General features: G+C 64.6%; 12 protein-coding genes. 11 read left to right on the top strand and 1 reads right to left on the bottom strand.

Features of this window, described 5'->3' with window-relative positions:
• Positions 1 to 62: 62 nt before the first annotated feature.
• The 10 genes from BPHYT_RS15555 to poxB all read left to right on the top strand — a co-directional run bounded on the left by BPHYT_RS15555 (position 63) and on the right by poxB (position 12847).
• Positions 63 to 1316 (top strand): MFS transporter, encoded by a 1254-nt coding sequence (locus tag BPHYT_RS15555; RefSeq protein WP_012434099.1) that lies wholly within the window; start codon positions 63 to 65, stop codon positions 1314 to 1316.
• Between the two features lie 168 nt (positions 1317 to 1484).
• Positions 1485 to 2468 (top strand): MurR/RpiR family transcriptional regulator, encoded by a 984-nt coding sequence (locus tag BPHYT_RS15550; protein ID WP_012434098.1) that lies wholly within the window; start codon positions 1485 to 1487, stop codon positions 2466 to 2468.
• Positions 2465 to 3457 (top strand): isoaspartyl peptidase/L-asparaginase family protein, encoded by a 993-nt coding sequence (locus tag BPHYT_RS15545; RefSeq protein WP_012434097.1) that lies wholly within the window; start codon positions 2465 to 2467, stop codon positions 3455 to 3457. Before BPHYT_RS15550 ends, BPHYT_RS15545 begins: the two co-directional genes overlap by 4 nt.
• A gap of 73 nt (positions 3458 to 3530) precedes the next feature.
• Positions 3531 to 5453, top strand: coding sequence for a dipeptide ABC transporter ATP-binding protein (locus tag BPHYT_RS15540; RefSeq protein WP_012434096.1), 1923 nt, complete (start codon positions 3531 to 3533; stop codon positions 5451 to 5453).
• A gap of 83 nt (positions 5454 to 5536) precedes the next feature.
• A complete protein-coding gene (gene gsiB, locus BPHYT_RS15535; protein ID WP_012434095.1) occupies positions 5537 to 7099 on the top strand; it encodes a glutathione ABC transporter substrate-binding protein GsiB in 1563 nt (520 codons plus the stop codon).
• 123 nt (positions 7100 to 7222) lie between these two features.
• Positions 7223 to 8143 (top strand): glutathione ABC transporter permease GsiC, encoded by a 921-nt coding sequence (gsiC, locus tag BPHYT_RS15530; protein ID WP_012434094.1) that lies wholly within the window; start codon positions 7223 to 7225, stop codon positions 8141 to 8143.
• Positions 8144 to 8150: 7 nt separating this feature from the next.
• Positions 8151 to 9056 (top strand): glutathione ABC transporter permease GsiD, encoded by a 906-nt coding sequence (gene gsiD / locus BPHYT_RS15525; protein WP_012434093.1) that lies wholly within the window; start codon positions 8151 to 8153, stop codon positions 9054 to 9056.
• Positions 9053 to 10153 carry a DmpA family aminopeptidase gene (locus tag BPHYT_RS15520; protein ID WP_012434092.1) on the top strand — a complete coding sequence of 367 codons (1101 nt, stop codon included), beginning with the start codon at positions 9053 to 9055 and terminating at the stop codon, positions 10151 to 10153. Before gsiD ends, BPHYT_RS15520 begins: the two co-directional genes overlap by 4 nt.
• On the top strand, positions 10153 to 10986 hold the full coding sequence (locus BPHYT_RS15515) for a M55 family metallopeptidase (protein WP_012434091.1): 834 nt from the start codon (positions 10153 to 10155) through the stop codon (positions 10984 to 10986). The genes BPHYT_RS15520 and BPHYT_RS15515 overlap by 1 nt, the downstream gene beginning before the upstream one ends.
• Positions 10987 to 11122: 136 nt before the next feature.
• Positions 11123 to 12847 (top strand): ubiquinone-dependent pyruvate dehydrogenase, encoded by a 1725-nt coding sequence (poxB, locus tag BPHYT_RS15510; protein WP_012434090.1) that lies wholly within the window; start codon positions 11123 to 11125, stop codon positions 12845 to 12847.
• A gap of 59 nt (positions 12848 to 12906) precedes the next feature.
• On the opposite strand, the gene BPHYT_RS15505 is transcribed toward poxB, so the two are convergent.
• Positions 12907 to 13905: an alpha/beta fold hydrolase gene (locus tag BPHYT_RS15505; protein ID WP_012434089.1), complete on the bottom strand. Its 999-nt coding sequence runs from the start codon at positions 13903 to 13905 to the stop codon at positions 12907 to 12909.
• 214 nt (positions 13906 to 14119) lie between these two features.
• On the opposite strand from BPHYT_RS15505, the gene BPHYT_RS15500 reads away from it, so the two are divergent.
• Positions 14120 to 15505, top strand: coding sequence for an amino acid permease (locus tag BPHYT_RS15500; protein ID WP_012434088.1), 1386 nt, complete (start codon positions 14120 to 14122; stop codon positions 15503 to 15505).
• Positions 15506 to 15538 lie beyond the last annotated feature (33 nt).

Here is a 15538-nt window from a genome sequence, read left to right as displayed (position 1 = left end):
CGCCCCGCGGCACGAGTCGGACGACGATGAACTCCTTCATGTCACGTCGCAGGAGTTCATCGATGCACGCTACATCCTCAACATCTTCCGCGCTCCGACTGCCGGCCGCCTTTCAGCGGCTCGGGTGGTCGAACCTGGTCGCGCAATCCGCCGAACAGATCAGCCTCGCCGCCGCGCCCCTCGTCGCGGTCTTCGCGCTCGGCGCCGACGCGCGCGATACGGGCCTGTTGCAAACCGCGCAGACGCTGCCATTCCTGTTGCTGTCGATCCCGCTCGGCGTCTGGGCCGACCGGCGCTCGCGCCGCACGTTGATGACACTCGCCGAAAGCGTGCGCGCGATCGCCATGCTGTGCGTGCTGCTGCTCGTCCTGACCCATACGCTGAGCTTGCCGCTGCTCGCCGCGCTCGGCTTCATCGCCGCGACCGGCACCGTGGCCTACAACGTCGCGGCGCCGTCGCTCGTGCCCGCGCTCGTGCCGCGCGAAGCGTATGCCAGCGCGAACGGCCGGCTCGAACTCGCGCGTAGCGTGGCGTATTCCGCGGGGCCGGCGCTCGGCGGTCTGCTGGTCGGCTGGATCGGCGCAGGTTGGGCGTATGGCTGCGCGGCCGCGCTGTCGGCGCTGGCCGTCGCGTTGCTGGCGGGCTTGCGCGAGCCACCGCGCACGGCATTGCCGCAACGTCACTTCATGCTGGAACTGCGCGACGGTACGCGTTTCGTGCTGCGCGATGCGCTGCTGCGTCCGATGCTCGCCACCGCGGTTTTTTTCAATCTCGGCTTCTTCGTGCTGCAAGCGGTGTATGTGCCATACGCGGTGCATCGGCTGGGTCTGAGCGCGTCGGCGGTTGGCGTGACGCTCGGCGCCTACGGTGTCGGCATGGTGTGCGGTGCGCTCGCTGCACCCGCCATCGCGCGACGTCTCGCATTCGGCCGCGTGCTGATTATCGGGCCGTCGTGCGGGTTGCTCGCGTCGCTCGTAATGGTGGCGACACTCGTTACGCCGTCGTTCTGGCTGGCGATGCTGAGCTTCTTTCTGCTCGGCGCCGGACCGATTCTGTGGGTGGTCGGCTCGACCACCCTGCGCCAGGCCATCACGCCCGAACGGATGATGGGTCGCGTCTCCGCGCTCAACAGCACCGCCACCTATGGCGCGCGGCCGCTCGGCGCGTTGCTCGGTGCGGCGATTAGCGCGCGCTGGGGCATGGACGCGTGTCTGGTCGCGGCGGCAGTGGCGTTCCTCGTGCAAGCGTTGATCATCGTGATGTCGCCGGCGGCGCGGCTGGCTCGCATTCCAGAGCAAAGCGCCGCGGTGTGCTGAAAACGGATTTTCATACTGCGTGTCGGTGCGTCCGACACGCGTCTTTTTTCAGTTCAGCTCACTGGTAAAAACCCTCAAAAATGAAAATGAATTTTTTTCTACGAGATTTTCATGTAAATATACTTTCATTCATTTTCATTACGCCTCTGGCGCCGCGCCCTCGCTCGCATGATTCATCAACCGTCCGTTGCATCCGATTCCGCCGAGCAGTCCATCGCCGCACGCATCGCCGCGGCCATGCCGACCCTCACACCGATCCACCGGCGCATGGGCGACTACGTGCTGGCCAATCTGTTTCGCGCGGCGACCATGCGGATCGACGAGCTGGCGAGCGTCGTGGGCGCCTCGGTGGCGACGGCGAATCGTTTCGCCCGCGCGCTCGGTTTCGACGGCTATCCGCAATTTCGGGAGGCGCTGGTGCGCGGCTTCGAGGCGACGCTCGCGCCGGTCGAGCGCTTGCGCAGTGCGCAGGAGTCGCTCGCAGCCGGCGACGACGTGGTCGACGCCTCGCTCGAACAGGCCGCCAACAATCTGCAAGCCACCCGCACCGCAATCGACAGCGCCGCGGCCGAAGCCGCCGTCGAAGCGATCATCGCCGCGCGCCGCGTGTTCGTGCTCGGCTTTGGCGCCAGCGCGTTTCTCGCGGGTCTGATGGAACACGGCTTGATGCCGTATCACGACAACGTGCAGTCGCTCGCGCTGATGGGCGGACCGTCGCATGCCGCGCGGCGTCTGTTCGCATCCAACGAGAGCGATCTCGTGATCGGCCTTGCTTTTCCGCGCTACGTCGAAGACACGATCAAGCTCGCGCATCGCGCGGCGGGCCGTGGCGCTCGCGTGCTCGCGCTTACCGATAGTCCGCGTTCGCCGCTCGCGCAGTTTGCCGATATCTCGCTCTACATCCGCGCCGATCGGCGGCTCGCCGCGAACGCCGATTCGGCCGTGCTCGCCGTGATCGAAGCGCTGTGCGACGCGGTCGCGTATCGCGCGAAACGCTCGGTGAAGGCCGCCGCCGAAGTCAGCGAATTCCTGCTGCCGTGGCTCGTCGATCCACAAGCCGAGACTGCCGGCACGAACGCGCGGCCCGCGCGCGGCGCGGCCCGAGCCACCCGCACTTCCCGTACTCCTCGCACTACGAAAGCCAAACGATGAACTCCAACGCAGTCATTGCCATTCATGGCGGGGCAGGGACGATCCTGCGCACGTCGATGTCGGCCAGCGCCGAAGCCGAATACCACGCCGCCTTGCACGCGGTGCTGAGCGCCGGGCAACGCGTGCTTACCGACGGCGGCAGCGCGCTCGACGCCGTCAGCGAAGCCGTGCGTCTGCTCGAAGATTGTCCGCTCTTCAACGCGGGCCGCGGCGCGGTCTACACGGCCGCCGGCACGCACGAACTCGACGCGGCGATCATGGACGGCAGCACGCTCGAAGCCGGCGCGATCTGCTGCGTGAAGCGCGTGCGCAACCCGATTCTTGCCGCGCGCCGCGTGCTCGAACGCAGCGAGCATGTGCTGTTCACCGGCGAAGGCGCGGAAGCATTCGCCGCCGCGCAAGGTCTCGAATTTGCGGAGCCGGAGTATTTCCATACTGAAGCACGTCACCGTCAATGGCTGATCGCGCGCGGTCAGCAACGCGCCATGCTCGATCACGATGGTGCGACGCTCGCCGCCGCGCCGTCCCCGAATGACGGCGATCCGACGCCGCATGAACCGATCGATCCGAACCGCAAGTTCGGCACCGTCGGCGCGGTCGCGCTCGATCAGCACGGCCATGTGGCGGCGGCGACGTCGACGGGCGGCGTCACCAACAAGCAGGCCGGCCGGGTCGGCGATACGCCGCTGATCGGCGCGGGCTGCTATGCGGACGACGCGACCTGCGCGGTCTCGACCACCGGCTCGGGCGAAATGTTCATGCGCATGGTCGCGGCCTACGACGTCGCCGCGCAAATGGCCTACCGCAACGTATCGCTGCAGGAAGCAGCCGACGACGTGGTGATGAACCGCTTGCCGAAGATCGACGGACGCGGCGGCCTGATCGCCGTCGATGCGCGCGGCAACGTCACGCTGCCGTTCAACACCGAAGGCATGTACCGCGGTTTTGCGCGGCTCGGCGAAACGCCGGTGACGGCGATTTACCGCTAGTCAGTCTGACCGCTCACAGCTTGAACCCCCGCTTGAACCCTCGTTAGCCGCGTTCGAATTCAAAGGAACCACCGTGCCGACTTCATCGCACACCGCCCGTCCGCTTATCGAAACCTTGCCGCCGCAACGCGTGCTCGCGGTCGACGATCTGTCGGTCGCCTTCCGCAGCGGCGACACCACCTTCAACGCGGTGCGCAATCTGTCGCTGACGGTCGAGCGCGGCGAGACGCTGGCGATCGTCGGCGAATCGGGTTCGGGCAAATCAGTGACCTCGCTCGCGTTGATGCGGCTGATCGAGCATGGCGGTGGGCGCCTTGCCGGCGGCAGCATCGCTTTCCGGCGCCGCGACGGCAGCGTGCTCGACCTCGCGAAAGCGTCGTCCGGCACGATGCGTTCGATTCGCGGCGCCGACATCGCGATGATCTTTCAGGAGCCGATGACCTCGCTCAATCCGGTCTTCACGGTGGGCGATCAGATCAGCGAGGCGATCGCGTTGCACCAGGGTAAGAGCCGCTCTGCCGCGCACGCTGAAACGCTGCGTCTGCTCGAACTCGTGCGTATTCCTGAAGCGCGGCGCGTGGCGGCGCGGTTTCCGCATCAACTGTCGGGCGGCATGCGTCAACGCGTGATGATCGCGATGGCGCTGTCGTGCAAACCTGCATTGCTGATCGCCGACGAGCCGACCACCGCGCTCGACGTGACGATCCAGGCGCAGATTCTGCAACTGATCCGCGGCTTGCAGGACGAGATGAACATGGGCGTGATTTTCATCACGCACGACATGGGTGTGGTCGCCGAAGTGGCGGACCGCGTGCTGGTGATGTATCGCGGCGAGAAGGTGGAAGAGGGCGCTTCCGACGCGTTGTTCGCCGCGCCTTCGCATCCTTATACGAAGGCGTTGCTCGCCGCCGTGCCGCGTCTCGGCGCGATGCAAGGCACCGATCAGCCGGCCAAGTTTCCGATCCTGACCGTCGAGCAGGCGAGCCTGAGCGGCACTTACCAGGCCGTGCGTCCCGCTGCCGCTGTCGCGGAAGAAACGCAGCCGCTGGTGCAGGAAACCACCCCGCCCATTCTGCGAGTTCGCGATCTGGTCACGCGCTTTCCGGTCAAGAGCGGATTGTTCGGCCGCCTAACGGGCCGCGTGCATGCGGTGGAAAAAGTCAGCTTCGATTTGCGGCCCGGCGAAACGCTCGCACTGGTCGGCGAATCCGGTTGCGGCAAATCGACCACGGGCCGCTCGCTGCTGCGTCTGGTCGAAAGTCAAAGCGGGTCGATCGAATTCAACGGCAAGGAAATCAGTTCGCTGACCGGCCCCGCGTTGCAGGCGCTGCGGCGCGATATCCAGTTTATTTTCCAGGACCCGTTCGCTTCGCTGAATCCGCGTTTGACGGTTGGCTTCTCGATCATGGAGCCGTTGCTCGTGCACGGCGTCGCGCAAGGCGCCGAAGCGCAGGCGCGGGTGCAGTGGCTGCTCGACAAAGTCGGTTTGCCCTCCGAAGCCGCGCGGCGCTATCCGCACGAATTCTCCGGCGGTCAGCGGCAACGCATCGCGATTGCGCGCGCGCTGGCGTTGAACCCGAAGGTCGTAATCGCCGACGAATCCGTGTCGGCGCTCGACGTCTCCGTGCAAGCGCAGATCGTCAATCTGATGCTCGATTTGCAGCGTGAACTTGGCGTCGCGTATCTGTTCATTTCGCACGACATGGCCGTGGTCGAACGCGTCAGTCATCGCGTCGCGGTGATGTATCTCGGCCAGATCGTCGAAATCGGCCCGCGCCGCGCGGTGTTCGAAGCGCCGCAGCATCCGTACACGCGCAAGCTGATGGGCGCGGTGCCGGTTGCCGATCCGGCGCGCCGTCACGCAAAGCGCATGCTCGCCGCCGACGAGATTCCGAGCCCGATCCGCGCGCTGAACGATGAGCCTATCGTGGCCCCGCTCGTCGCAGTCGGCCCGGATCATTTCGTCGCCCAGCATCACGTGGGCGGCGCGTACTAAAACCACGTACCCAAACCTCTAGCCACACGTTTCTTCTCGCAGCATCACAACCTGTTTTCATTTCGCAGCCTGGAGCCAACCTCATGAACCTGCTGGTCCCGTCTTCTCCGTTTCGTTTGCGCGCGCTGATCAGCGGCGGCGCGGTGGTGTTCGCGATGCTCGCGGGCAATGCGGCGCACGCCGACACTACGGCCGTGATGGCCGTCGCCTCGACCTTCACGACGCTCGATCCGTACGATGCCAACGACACGCTCTCGCAAGCCGTCGCGAAGTCGTTCTATCAGGGGCTGTTCGGCTTCGACAAGGACATGAAGCTGGTCAACGTGCTGGCCGACAGCTACGAAGCCAGCCCGGATGCGAAGGTTTACACGTTCAAGCTGCGCCACGGCGTGAAGTTCCAGGACGGCACCGACTTCAACGCAGCGGCGGTGAAAGCGAACTTCGACCGCGTGACCGATCCGGCGAACAAGCTCAAGCGCTACAACATGTTCAACCGCATCGAGAAGACCGAAGTGGTCGATCCGTACACGGTGAAGATCACGCTGAAGGCGCCGTTCTCGGCGTTCGTCAACGTGCTGGCGCATCCGTCGGCGGTGATGATTTCGCCGGACGCGCTGAAGAAGTATGGCAAGGACATCGCGTTCCATCCGGTCGGCACGGGTCCGTTCGAACTGGTGAAGTGGGATCCGGCGGGCGATCTGACGGTGAAGAAGTTTGCCGGCTACTGGAAGAAGGGCTACCCGAAGGTCGACGCGATCGACTGGAAGCCGGTGGTCGACAACAACACGCGCGCTGCGTTGATGCGCACAGGCGAAGCGGATTTCGCGTTCCAGGTGCCGTTCGAACAGGCCGCGCAATTGCAGACGAGCCCGAAGGTCGATCTGATCGCGTCGCCGTCGATCATTCAGCGCTATATCAGCCTGAACGTGAACCAGAAACCGTTCGACAATCCGAAGGTGCGTGAAGCGCTGAACTACGCGGTCAACAAGGACGCGCTCACCAAGGTCGTGTTCGCCGGTTACGCAACGCCGGCCGACGGCGTGGTGCCGCAAGGCGTCGACTATGCGGTGAAGCAGGGCCCGTGGCCGTACGATCCCGCCAAGGCGCGCGCGTTGCTGAAGGAAGCGGGTTATCCGAACGGTTTCGAAACCACGCTGTGGTCCGCGTATAACTACTCGACCGCACAGAAGGTGATCCAGTTCGTGCAGCAGCAACTCGCGCAAGTGGGCATCAAGGCCCAGGTCGAAGCGCTCGAAGCGGGTCAACGCGTGGCCAAGGTGGAAAGCGCGCAGGACGCCGCGACGGCGCCGGTTCGCATGTACTACGCGGGCTGGTCCTCGTCGACGGGCGAAGCGGATTGGGCGATCACGCCGCTGCTCGCGTCGGTCTCGTTCCCGCCGAAGATGGTCAACACCGCCTACTACAAGAACGATACCGTCGACAGCGATCTGAAGCAGGCGCTCGAAACCACCGACCGCACGAAGAAAGCCGAGCTCTACACGGACGCGCAAAAACGCATCTGGGCCGACGCGCCGTGGATTTTCCTCGTCAAGGAGAAGGTCGTGTACGCGCGCAGCAAGCGTCTGTCGGGTGCGTATGTGGCGCCGGACGGTTCGTTCAATTTCGACGAGATCGCGATCAAGTGATGAGCCGGCCGTGAGCGCGGGCGTGCCGTTTCATCGGCACGCCGCGCTGCACGGTCGCCGCTTTGCGCCGCTACGTGCCGCACAAGACCTTTCGTTGCCCGCATCATTGCCGGATTGAATGTCATGCTGAATTTCCTCGTCAAACGTCTCTTTGGCCTGCTGCCGACGCTTTTCATCGTCGCCGTGCTGGTGTTCCTGTTCGTGCATATGCTGCCGGGCGATCCGGCGCGGCTCGCCGCCGGTCCCGATGCGGACGAGGCGACTGTCGCGCTGGTGCGTGCCGACCTCGGCCTCAATAAGCCGATGCCGCAGCAATTCGCCAGCTTCTTCGTGAAGATCGCGCACGGCGACTTCGGCATTTCGACGCGCAGCAAGCGCCCGGTCAGCCAGGAAATCGGCGAGCGCTTCATGCCGACGCTGCTGCTCACGCTCGCCAGCATGGTGTGGGCGGTCGTGCTGGGCATGGGCATCGGCATCGTCTCGGCTGTGTGGCGCAACCGCTGGCCGGACCGGCTCGGCATGACGCTCGCGGTGTCGGGTATTTCGTTTCCCGCCTTCGCGCTCGGCATGCTGCTGATGGAGATTTTTTCGGTGAAGCTCGGCTGGCTCCCGATTGTCGGCGACGGTTCGTGGCAGAGCTACGTGTTGCCGTCGCTCACGCTCGGCGCGGCCGTCGCGGCGGTGATGGCGCGCTTCACGCGGGCGTCGTTCGTCGAAGTGATGAACGAAGACTTCGTGCGGACCGCGCGCGCCAAGGGCGTGCCCGAGCGTCTCGTGATCGTCAAACACTGCCTGCGCAACGCGATGATTCCCGTCATCACGATGATGGGTCTGCAATTCGGTTTTCTGCTGGGCGGTTCGATCGTAGTCGAAGTGGTGTTCAACTGGCCGGGCCTCGGACGCCTGCTGGTGGATGCCGTTTCGATGCGTGACTATCCGGTGATTCAGGCTGAAGTGCTGTTGTTCTCGCTGGAATTCATCATCATCAATCTGGTCGTGGACGTGCTGTACGCCGTGATCAACCCCACCATCCGTTTCAAGTGAGGCCCGCATGAGCACGACCGCCACCGAGCCGAACGCGGCCAACCCAGTCAAAACCGAACGCGCGATCCGCACACCGTGGAGCGAGTTCTGGCGCAAATTCCGTAAGCAGCACGTGGCGCTCGGCGCCGGCATCTTCGTGCTGCTGTTGATTGCGGTCGCGATCGTCGCACCGCACATCGTGCCGTACGACCCGGAGAATTTCTTCGACTACGACGCGTTAAACGCGGGGCCGTCCGCAGCGCACTGGTTCGGCGTGGATTCGCTGGGCCGCGATATTTTCAGCCGCATTCTCGCGGGCTCGCGCATTTCGCTCGAAGCGGGCTTTCTGTCCGTTGCGATCGGCGCCGTGATCGGCACGTTCTTCGGTTTGCTCGCTGGCTATTACGAAGGCTGGTGGGATCGCATCACCATGCGCGTGGCCGACGTGCTGTTCGCGTTTCCCGGCATTTTGCTGGCCATCGGGGTGGTGGCGATTCTCGGCAACGGCATGATCAACGTGATCTGCGCGGTCGCGATCTTCAGCATCCCGGCGTTCGCGCGGCTCGTGCGCGGCAATACGCTGATGCTCAAGCAGCTTACGTATATCGAGGCGGCGCGCAGCATCGGCGCGTCGGATTGGACGATCATCGTGCGGCACATTCTGCCGGGGACGATTTCCTCGGTGGTGGTGTACTTCACAATGCGTATCGGCACCTCGATCATCACCGCGGCGAGCCTGTCGTTTCTCGGTCTCGGCGCGCAACCGCCGACGCCGGAGTGGGGCGCGATGCTCAACGAAGCGCGCGCCGACATGGTCACGGCGCCGCATATCGCGCTGTTTCCGAGTCTCGCGATTTTCCTGACCGTGCTGGCGTTCAATCTGCTCGGCGACGGTTTGCGCGACGCGCTCGATCCGAAGCTCGACCGGCCATGAATTCGAGCGAGCTTCAAAACGCGCCGCATATCGGCACGTTGCCAGGCGGTCCGCTCGGTACGATTGCGGATGTGCAGGGCGTGACGGTCGGACATTGCACGCTCGATGCAGGCGCCGTGCAAACCGGCGTGACCGTGATTCGTCCGCACGACGGCGATCCGTTTCTCGCGAAGGTGCCGGCGGCGGCGTCGGTGATCAACGGGTTCGGCAAAAGCATCGGGCTCGTGCAAGTCGAAGAACTCGGCACGCTGGAAACGCCGATCGCGTTGACCAATACGTTTGGTGTCAGCGCCGTCGCGCAGGCGCAGATTCGTGCGGCCATTCGCGCGAATCCGCGGATTGGGCGCGAGTGGTCGACGGTTAATCCATTGGTGTTCGAATGCAATGACGGGTATCTGAACGATATCCAGGCACTGGCCGTCACCGCGCAGCATTTCGACGATGCTTATGCAGCCGCCAGCGCAAATGTCGCGAGCGGATCGGTCGGCGCGGGGCGGGGCATGTCGTGCTTCGATATGAAGGGTGGCATTGGCAATGCGTCGCGCGTTGTGGGTGTGGCGAACCGTAGCTATACCGTGGGCGCGCTTGTGCTGGCGAACTTTGGCCGGCTGACTATGTTGACAGTCGACGGCACGCCGCTCGGCCGTATGCTCGCCGAGCGGGCGGCCAAAGCGGCCAAAGTGGCGAAGGCGGCATCGTCGGCCACGTTGGCGATGAAGGCCGAACAAGGCTCGATCATCATGATCGTCGCCACCGACGCGCCGCTCGACGCACGCCAACTCAAACGTCTCTCCTTGCGCGCGGCGGCGGGCCTCGCGCGCACCGGTTCGGTGTACGGCCACGGCAGCGGCGATATCGCGCTCGCGTTTTCAACGGCCTATACGGTGCCGCACGGCGCCGACTTCATCACGCTCCCACCGCTTCTCGCCGACGAACGTCTCGACCCGCTCTTTCGCGCATGCGCCGACAGCGTCGAGCAGGCAATTCTCGATACTTTGTGGAGCGCCGTATCCGTAACCGGGCGCGACGCTCACCAGCGTCTGTCGCTGCGTGACTGCGTGCCCGATCTCGCCCAACTACTCGAACGCACTCGCTGATGAAAGTCCTCATTTCCGCCGACATCGAAGGCATTGCCGGCGTGTTCCATCCTGAACAGACGCGCGCGGGCAATGGCGAATACGAAGCCGCGCGCCGCTGGATGACGCTCGAAGCCAACGCCGCGATCGAAGGCGCCTTCGCCGGCGGCGCGACGCAGGTGTGGGTCAACGACTCTCATGGCGGCTTTCGCAATCTGCTGCCCGACCTGCTCGACGCCCGCGCGCAGATCGTGCTCGGCAAGCCGCGCACTTTGGGCATGATGGCCGGGCTCGAATACGGCGCGGCGCTGGTCTTCATGATCGGCTATCACGCCATGTCGCAAACCCGCGGCATCCTCGCGCATACCATCAACAGCTTCGCTTTCGCACGCGTTGCGCTGAACGGCGTCGAGGTCGGTGAGGCGGGCATCTATGGCGCGCTGGCGGAAGAATATGGCGCACAGGTAGCGCTTTTATCCGGCGACGACGTCTTCGCTGAAGAGACCGCGCCGCGTTTTCCGGGCGCGCGTTTTGTCGTCACCAAGAGCGCGACGGGGCATGCGAGCGGCGTGACGCAATCGCCAGCCAGCGCGCGCGCCGCCATCGAAGCCGCCGCGCGTGAAGTGGTTCAGCAGCACCTCGCCAACGGGCGCGCGCGCGAATCGACCCGCGCCGAGGCGAAGCCGGTGGAATGCGAACTGCGTGTGCAAACCAGCGCGCTCGCCGATCTGTTCTGCCAATGGCCGACGCTCACGCGTGTCGACGCAGTCACACTGCGCTTTAGCGCGGCGTCGGCGGAACACGGGGTCCGCATGCTGAATTGCCTGTCGGCGATGTCGTTCATGTTGCGCTGAGCGCGCGGCAACGGGCCGTTCGCATACGCGGCCATTTCACCCCGCTTACAGCGGCACCGTGACTGCACGTTTCGTGAGGAAGCGTTACTCTCCTGCATTCCGGAGGCGGCGTCTTTCTCACTGAGCGGGGTACAGCATGGGTAAGCAGACTATCGCGGATTATCTGGCCAAAACACTGGCTGCGGCAGACATCGAGCGAATCTGGGGCGTGACGGGCGACAGCCTGAACGGCCTGTCGGATAGCTTGCAACGCCTCGGTTCGATTCGCTGGATGCACACGCGCCACGAAGAAGTGGCCGCCTTCGCCGCCGGCGCCGATGCCGCCGCGACCGGCAAGCTCGCCGTCTGCGCGGGCAGTTGCGGTCCCGGCAATCTGCACCTGATCAACGGCCTGTACGACTGCCATCGCAATCATCAACCTGTGCTCGCGATTGCCGCGCATATTCCGTCTTCGGAAATCGGCCTCGGCTACTTTCAGGAAACTCATCCGCAAGAGCTGTTCAAGGAGTGCAGTCACTACGTCGAACTGGTGACGAACCCGTCGCAGTTTCCGCGCGTGCTGGCGCGCGCCATGCGCACCGCGATCGAAGAGCGCGGCGTCGCCGTGATCGTGCTGCCGGGCGACGTCGCGTTGGGCGATGCGCCCGACGAGACGCCGAGCTGGGCCGGCACGCTGGAACGCTCGATGGTGGTGCCGTCCGAGGCGGATCTCGACCGCCTCGCTGATCTGCTCAACCAGGCGGGCGCCGTGACGCTGTTGTGCGGCAGCGGCTGCGCCGGCGCGCACGACGAAGTCGTCGCCTTCGCCGATCAGCTCGGCGCGCCGACCGTGCATGCGCTACGCGGCAAGCAATACGTGGAATGGGACAACCCGTTCGATGTCGGCATGACCGGGCTGATCGGCTTCAGCTCCGGCTATCACGCGATGATGTCGTGCGACACGCTCGTGATGCTCGGCACCGATTTCCCGTATCGCAACTTCTATCCGTCGCACGGCAACGTGGTGCAGATCGACCGGCGCGGTTCCGCGCTCGGCAAGCGCGCGCCGTTAAAGCTCGGTCTGGTCGGCGATGTGAAGGCGACCTTGCAGGCGCTGATGCCGCGGCTCAAGCACAAGAGCGACCGGCATTTCCTGGAGAATGCGCGCAAGCACTATGCGGATACGCGCAAGGACCTCGACGATCTCGCACGGCCGTCCGCGCCGGGGCGCGCGATACATCCGCAATACCTCACCAGCATCATCGACAAGGTCGCCAACGAGGACGCGGTGTTCTCCGTCGACGTCGGCACGCCGACGCTCTGGGCCGCCCGTTATCTGACCATGAACGGCAAGCGCACGCTGCACGGTTCGTTCAATCACGGCTCGATGGCCAACGCAATGCCGCAGGCCTTGGGCGCGCAGGCGGCCGAGCCGGGCCGCCAGGTGATTTCGCTATCCGGCGACGGCGGGCTGTCGATGCTGCTCGGCGATCTGCTCACCGCGCGTCAGCTCAATCTGCCGATCAAGGTCGTGGTGTTCAACAACAGCGTGCTCGGCTTCGTCGCGATGGAGATGAAGGCGGGCGGTTATCTGGAGGCCGGCACCGATCTGGCGACGACCGACTTCGCAGCGATCGCGCGAGGCGCGGGAATATACGGTGTCCGAATCGAACTGTCGGAGAACATCGAACCGGCATTGCGCGAGGCGTTCGCGCATCCGGGTCCGGCCGTGATCGACGTGGTGACCGCGAAGCACGAACTCGCGATGCCGCCGAAGATCCAGTGGGCACAGGCCAAAGGCTTCAGCCTGTATATGCTGAAGGCGGTGCTGAACGGTCGCGGAGATGAGGTCGTCGAACTGGCGACGACCAATCTGCGCTGAGACGAGTTTGGGGCGACTGGCGTATGCGCGAACGCCTTCGTGCATACGCCTGACTTCGACTATTGCTGCCGGCTCAATTCACGCGCCGCGCGGTCAATCACATCGGCGATCGCGCCCGCGTGCGACACGGGCGCGAGGTGGCTCGACGCCATCGGCACGATCTTGGCGCCCATCCGGTCGGCCATGAATTTTTCCACTTCCGGCGACACCGCACGGTCGCGAGTCGTGAGCACGTACCACGACGGTTTTTCCTTCCAGGCGACCTGGCTCACCGTTTCACTAAAAGCTGTCGCGGCGATCGGCACCTGCGCGGTGGCCAGCACGCGCGTCAGATTCTCGGGGACGTCCGCTGCGAAATCGGCGTGGTATTTCGTGCGATCCAGCCAAAGGAAACCGCTCGAATCCTTCATGATGCCGGCGCCGGCGGGCGCCGGCGCGGCGCGCTTCATCAGATCCATGGTCGACTCGTGCAGGTCCGGCGCGATCGCCGCGACATACACCAGGCCGGCGACGTTCGGCGCGTTCGCGCCCGCCTCGGTAATCACGACGCCACCCCACGAATGCCCCACCAGAATGGTCGGGCCGTTCTGACGCGCAAGGACGCGGCGGGTTGCGGCGACATCGTCGGCGAGGGAGGTGAGCGGATTCTGCACCGAGCTGACGTGATAGCCCTTCTGCTGCAATTTGGCGACCACACCGTTCCAGCTCGATCCGTCGACGAACGCGCCGTGCACCAGCACGACGTTGCGCACCGGGCCGGTCATGGGCGCGGCGGGCGGCGTGGGCGGCGGCACGGTGGCGGCTTTGGCAGGCGGCGCGGCGGGTGTCATGCTCGGTGCCATGGGTGCCATGGGTGCCATAGGTGCCGGCGTCGGCGCTTCGGGCGCGCTTGCCTCCGTGCCCGGCTCGTCGGCCGGCTCGGCTGCGGGCGCCACGCCCGGTGCCATGGCGGGCGCAGGCGCGGGCGTCGCGGAGGGCGCGTTGGTCTGGGCGAGCGCGGCGGCCCCCGTGAAGCAGAGACACACAGCAGCGGCGCAAAGCAGACGTTTGGGCGACATGTTGAATCTCCGAAGGCTTAAAGCTCGACTAGGGCAACATACAGAAGCCCCGCGCCAGTGACAATCACTATCCTCGCCGTTAAGTGCGGCGCAGAACCAAGCGCGGGTTGCTCCCAGTATTTAGGCTTTATCGGCCACGGTAAAATTTCAGGTTGTGCCGGACCGGACCACAAGTCCGATCGGGTGATCGAAATCCATACACTGGGGCGCAACGTTGAATAGTGCACAACAGCAAGACGGCCTGAAGCGCGGGCTCAAGAATCGCCATATCCAGCTCATCGCGCTGGGCGGCGCGATCGGCACCGGCCTGTTTCTCGGCTCCGCCAGCGTGTTGCAGGCAGCCGGACCGTCGATGATTCTCGGCTACGCGATCGGCGGCATCATCGCCTTCATGATCATGCGGCAGTTGGGCGAAATGGTGGCGCAGGAGCCGGTGGCCGGTTCGTTTAGCCACTTCGCGTACAAGTATTGGGGCGACTTTCCCGGCTTTCTGTCCGGCTGGAATTACTGGGTGCTGTACGTGCTTGTCAGCATGGCCGAACTGACCGCTGTCGGCACGTACATTCACTATTGGTGGCCGGGCGTGCCGACGTGGGTGTCGGCGCTGGTGTGCTTTGCGCTGATCAACGCGATCAATCTCGCCAACGTCAAAGCCTATGGCGAAACCGAGTTCTGGTTCGCGATCATCAAGGTCGTGGCGGTGATCGGCATGATCGTGTTCGGCGGTTACCTGCTGATCAGCGGCCACGGCGGCCCGCAAGCTTCGATCACCAACCTCTGGTCCCACGGCGGATTCTTCCCGCATGGGTTTCATGGCCTGTTCATGATGCTCGCGGTCATCATGTTTTCGTTCGGCGGCCTCGAGCTGATCGGCATTACGGCGGCGGAAGCGGACCAGCCGCAGAAGAGCATTCCGAAGGCCGTGAATCAGGTGATTTACCGGATTCTGATTTTCTACATCTGCTCGCTGACGGTCCTCTTGTCGTTGTACCCGTGGAACGAAGTGGCGGCCGGCGGCAGTCCGTTCGTCATGATCTTCTCGCAGATCGGTTCGACGCTGACCGCGAACGTCCTTAACGTGGTGGTGTTGACCGCGGCGCTGTCGGTGTACAACAGCGGCGTGTACGCGAATAGCCGCATGCTGTACGGCCTCGCGGAGCAGGGCAATGCGCCGCGCGCGCTGATGAAGGTCGACCGGCGCGGCGTGCCGTATATGGCGATCGGCTTGTCGGCGCTCGCCACGTTCACGTGCGTGATCGTCAACTATCTGATTCCCGCGGAAGCGCTCGGCTTGCTGATGGCGCTGGTAGTGGCCGCGCTCGTGTTGAACTGGGCGCTGATCAGCCTGACGCATCTCAAGTCGCGCAAGGCGATGGTCGCGGCCGGCGAGACGCTCGTGTTCAAGTCGTTCTGGTTTCCGGTCAGCAACTGGATCTGCCTCGCGTTCATGGCGTTGATCCTCGTGATTCTGGCGATGACGCCGGGTCTGTCGGTTTCGGTGTGGCTGGTGCCGGCGTGGCTGGTGGTGATGTGGGCTGGATATGTGTTCAAGCGCCGGCGCGCGGCTGTGCAGGGTGGGGCGCGGGTCGTGGGGCGGTAAGGTGTCTCGAATGGCGTGAGGGCGACGTTCGCG

The sequence above is a fragment of the Paraburkholderia phytofirmans PsJN genome, from assembly GCF_000020125.1.
In the GTDB taxonomy this organism is placed as follows: Bacteria; Pseudomonadota; Gammaproteobacteria; order Burkholderiales; family Burkholderiaceae; genus Paraburkholderia; species Paraburkholderia phytofirmans.
Note: the sequence above shows the minus strand (reverse complement) of the source record. Positions and strands in the feature narration are given on the sequence as shown.

Excerpts from the sequence above, each read along its gene's own strand:
- BPHYT_RS15555 (WP_012434099.1), top strand. The coding sequence starts at position 63 with ATGCACGCTACATCCTCAACATCTTCCGCGCTCCGACTGCCGGCCGCC.
- BPHYT_RS15550 (WP_012434098.1), top strand. The coding sequence starts at position 1,485 with ATGATTCATCAACCGTCCGTTGCATCCGATTCCGCCGAGCAGTCCATC.
- BPHYT_RS15545 (WP_012434097.1), top strand. The coding sequence starts at position 2,465 with ATGAACTCCAACGCAGTCATTGCCATTCATGGCGGGGCAGGGACGATC.
- gsiB (WP_012434095.1), top strand. The coding sequence starts at position 5,537 with ATGAACCTGCTGGTCCCGTCTTCTCCGTTTCGTTTGCGCGCGCTGATC.
- gsiC (WP_012434094.1), top strand. The coding sequence starts at position 7,223 with ATGCTGAATTTCCTCGTCAAACGTCTCTTTGGCCTGCTGCCGACGCTT.
- gsiD (WP_012434093.1), top strand. The coding sequence starts at position 8,151 with ATGAGCACGACCGCCACCGAGCCGAACGCGGCCAACCCAGTCAAAACC.
- BPHYT_RS15520 (WP_012434092.1), top strand. The coding sequence starts at position 9,053 with ATGAATTCGAGCGAGCTTCAAAACGCGCCGCATATCGGCACGTTGCCA.
- BPHYT_RS15515 (WP_012434091.1), top strand. The coding sequence starts at position 10,153 with ATGAAAGTCCTCATTTCCGCCGACATCGAAGGCATTGCCGGCGTGTTC.
- poxB (WP_012434090.1), top strand. The coding sequence starts at position 11,123 with ATGGGTAAGCAGACTATCGCGGATTATCTGGCCAAAACACTGGCTGCG.
- BPHYT_RS15505 (WP_012434089.1), bottom strand. The coding sequence starts at position 13,905 with ATGTCGCCCAAACGTCTGCTTTGCGCCGCTGCTGTGTGTCTCTGCTTC.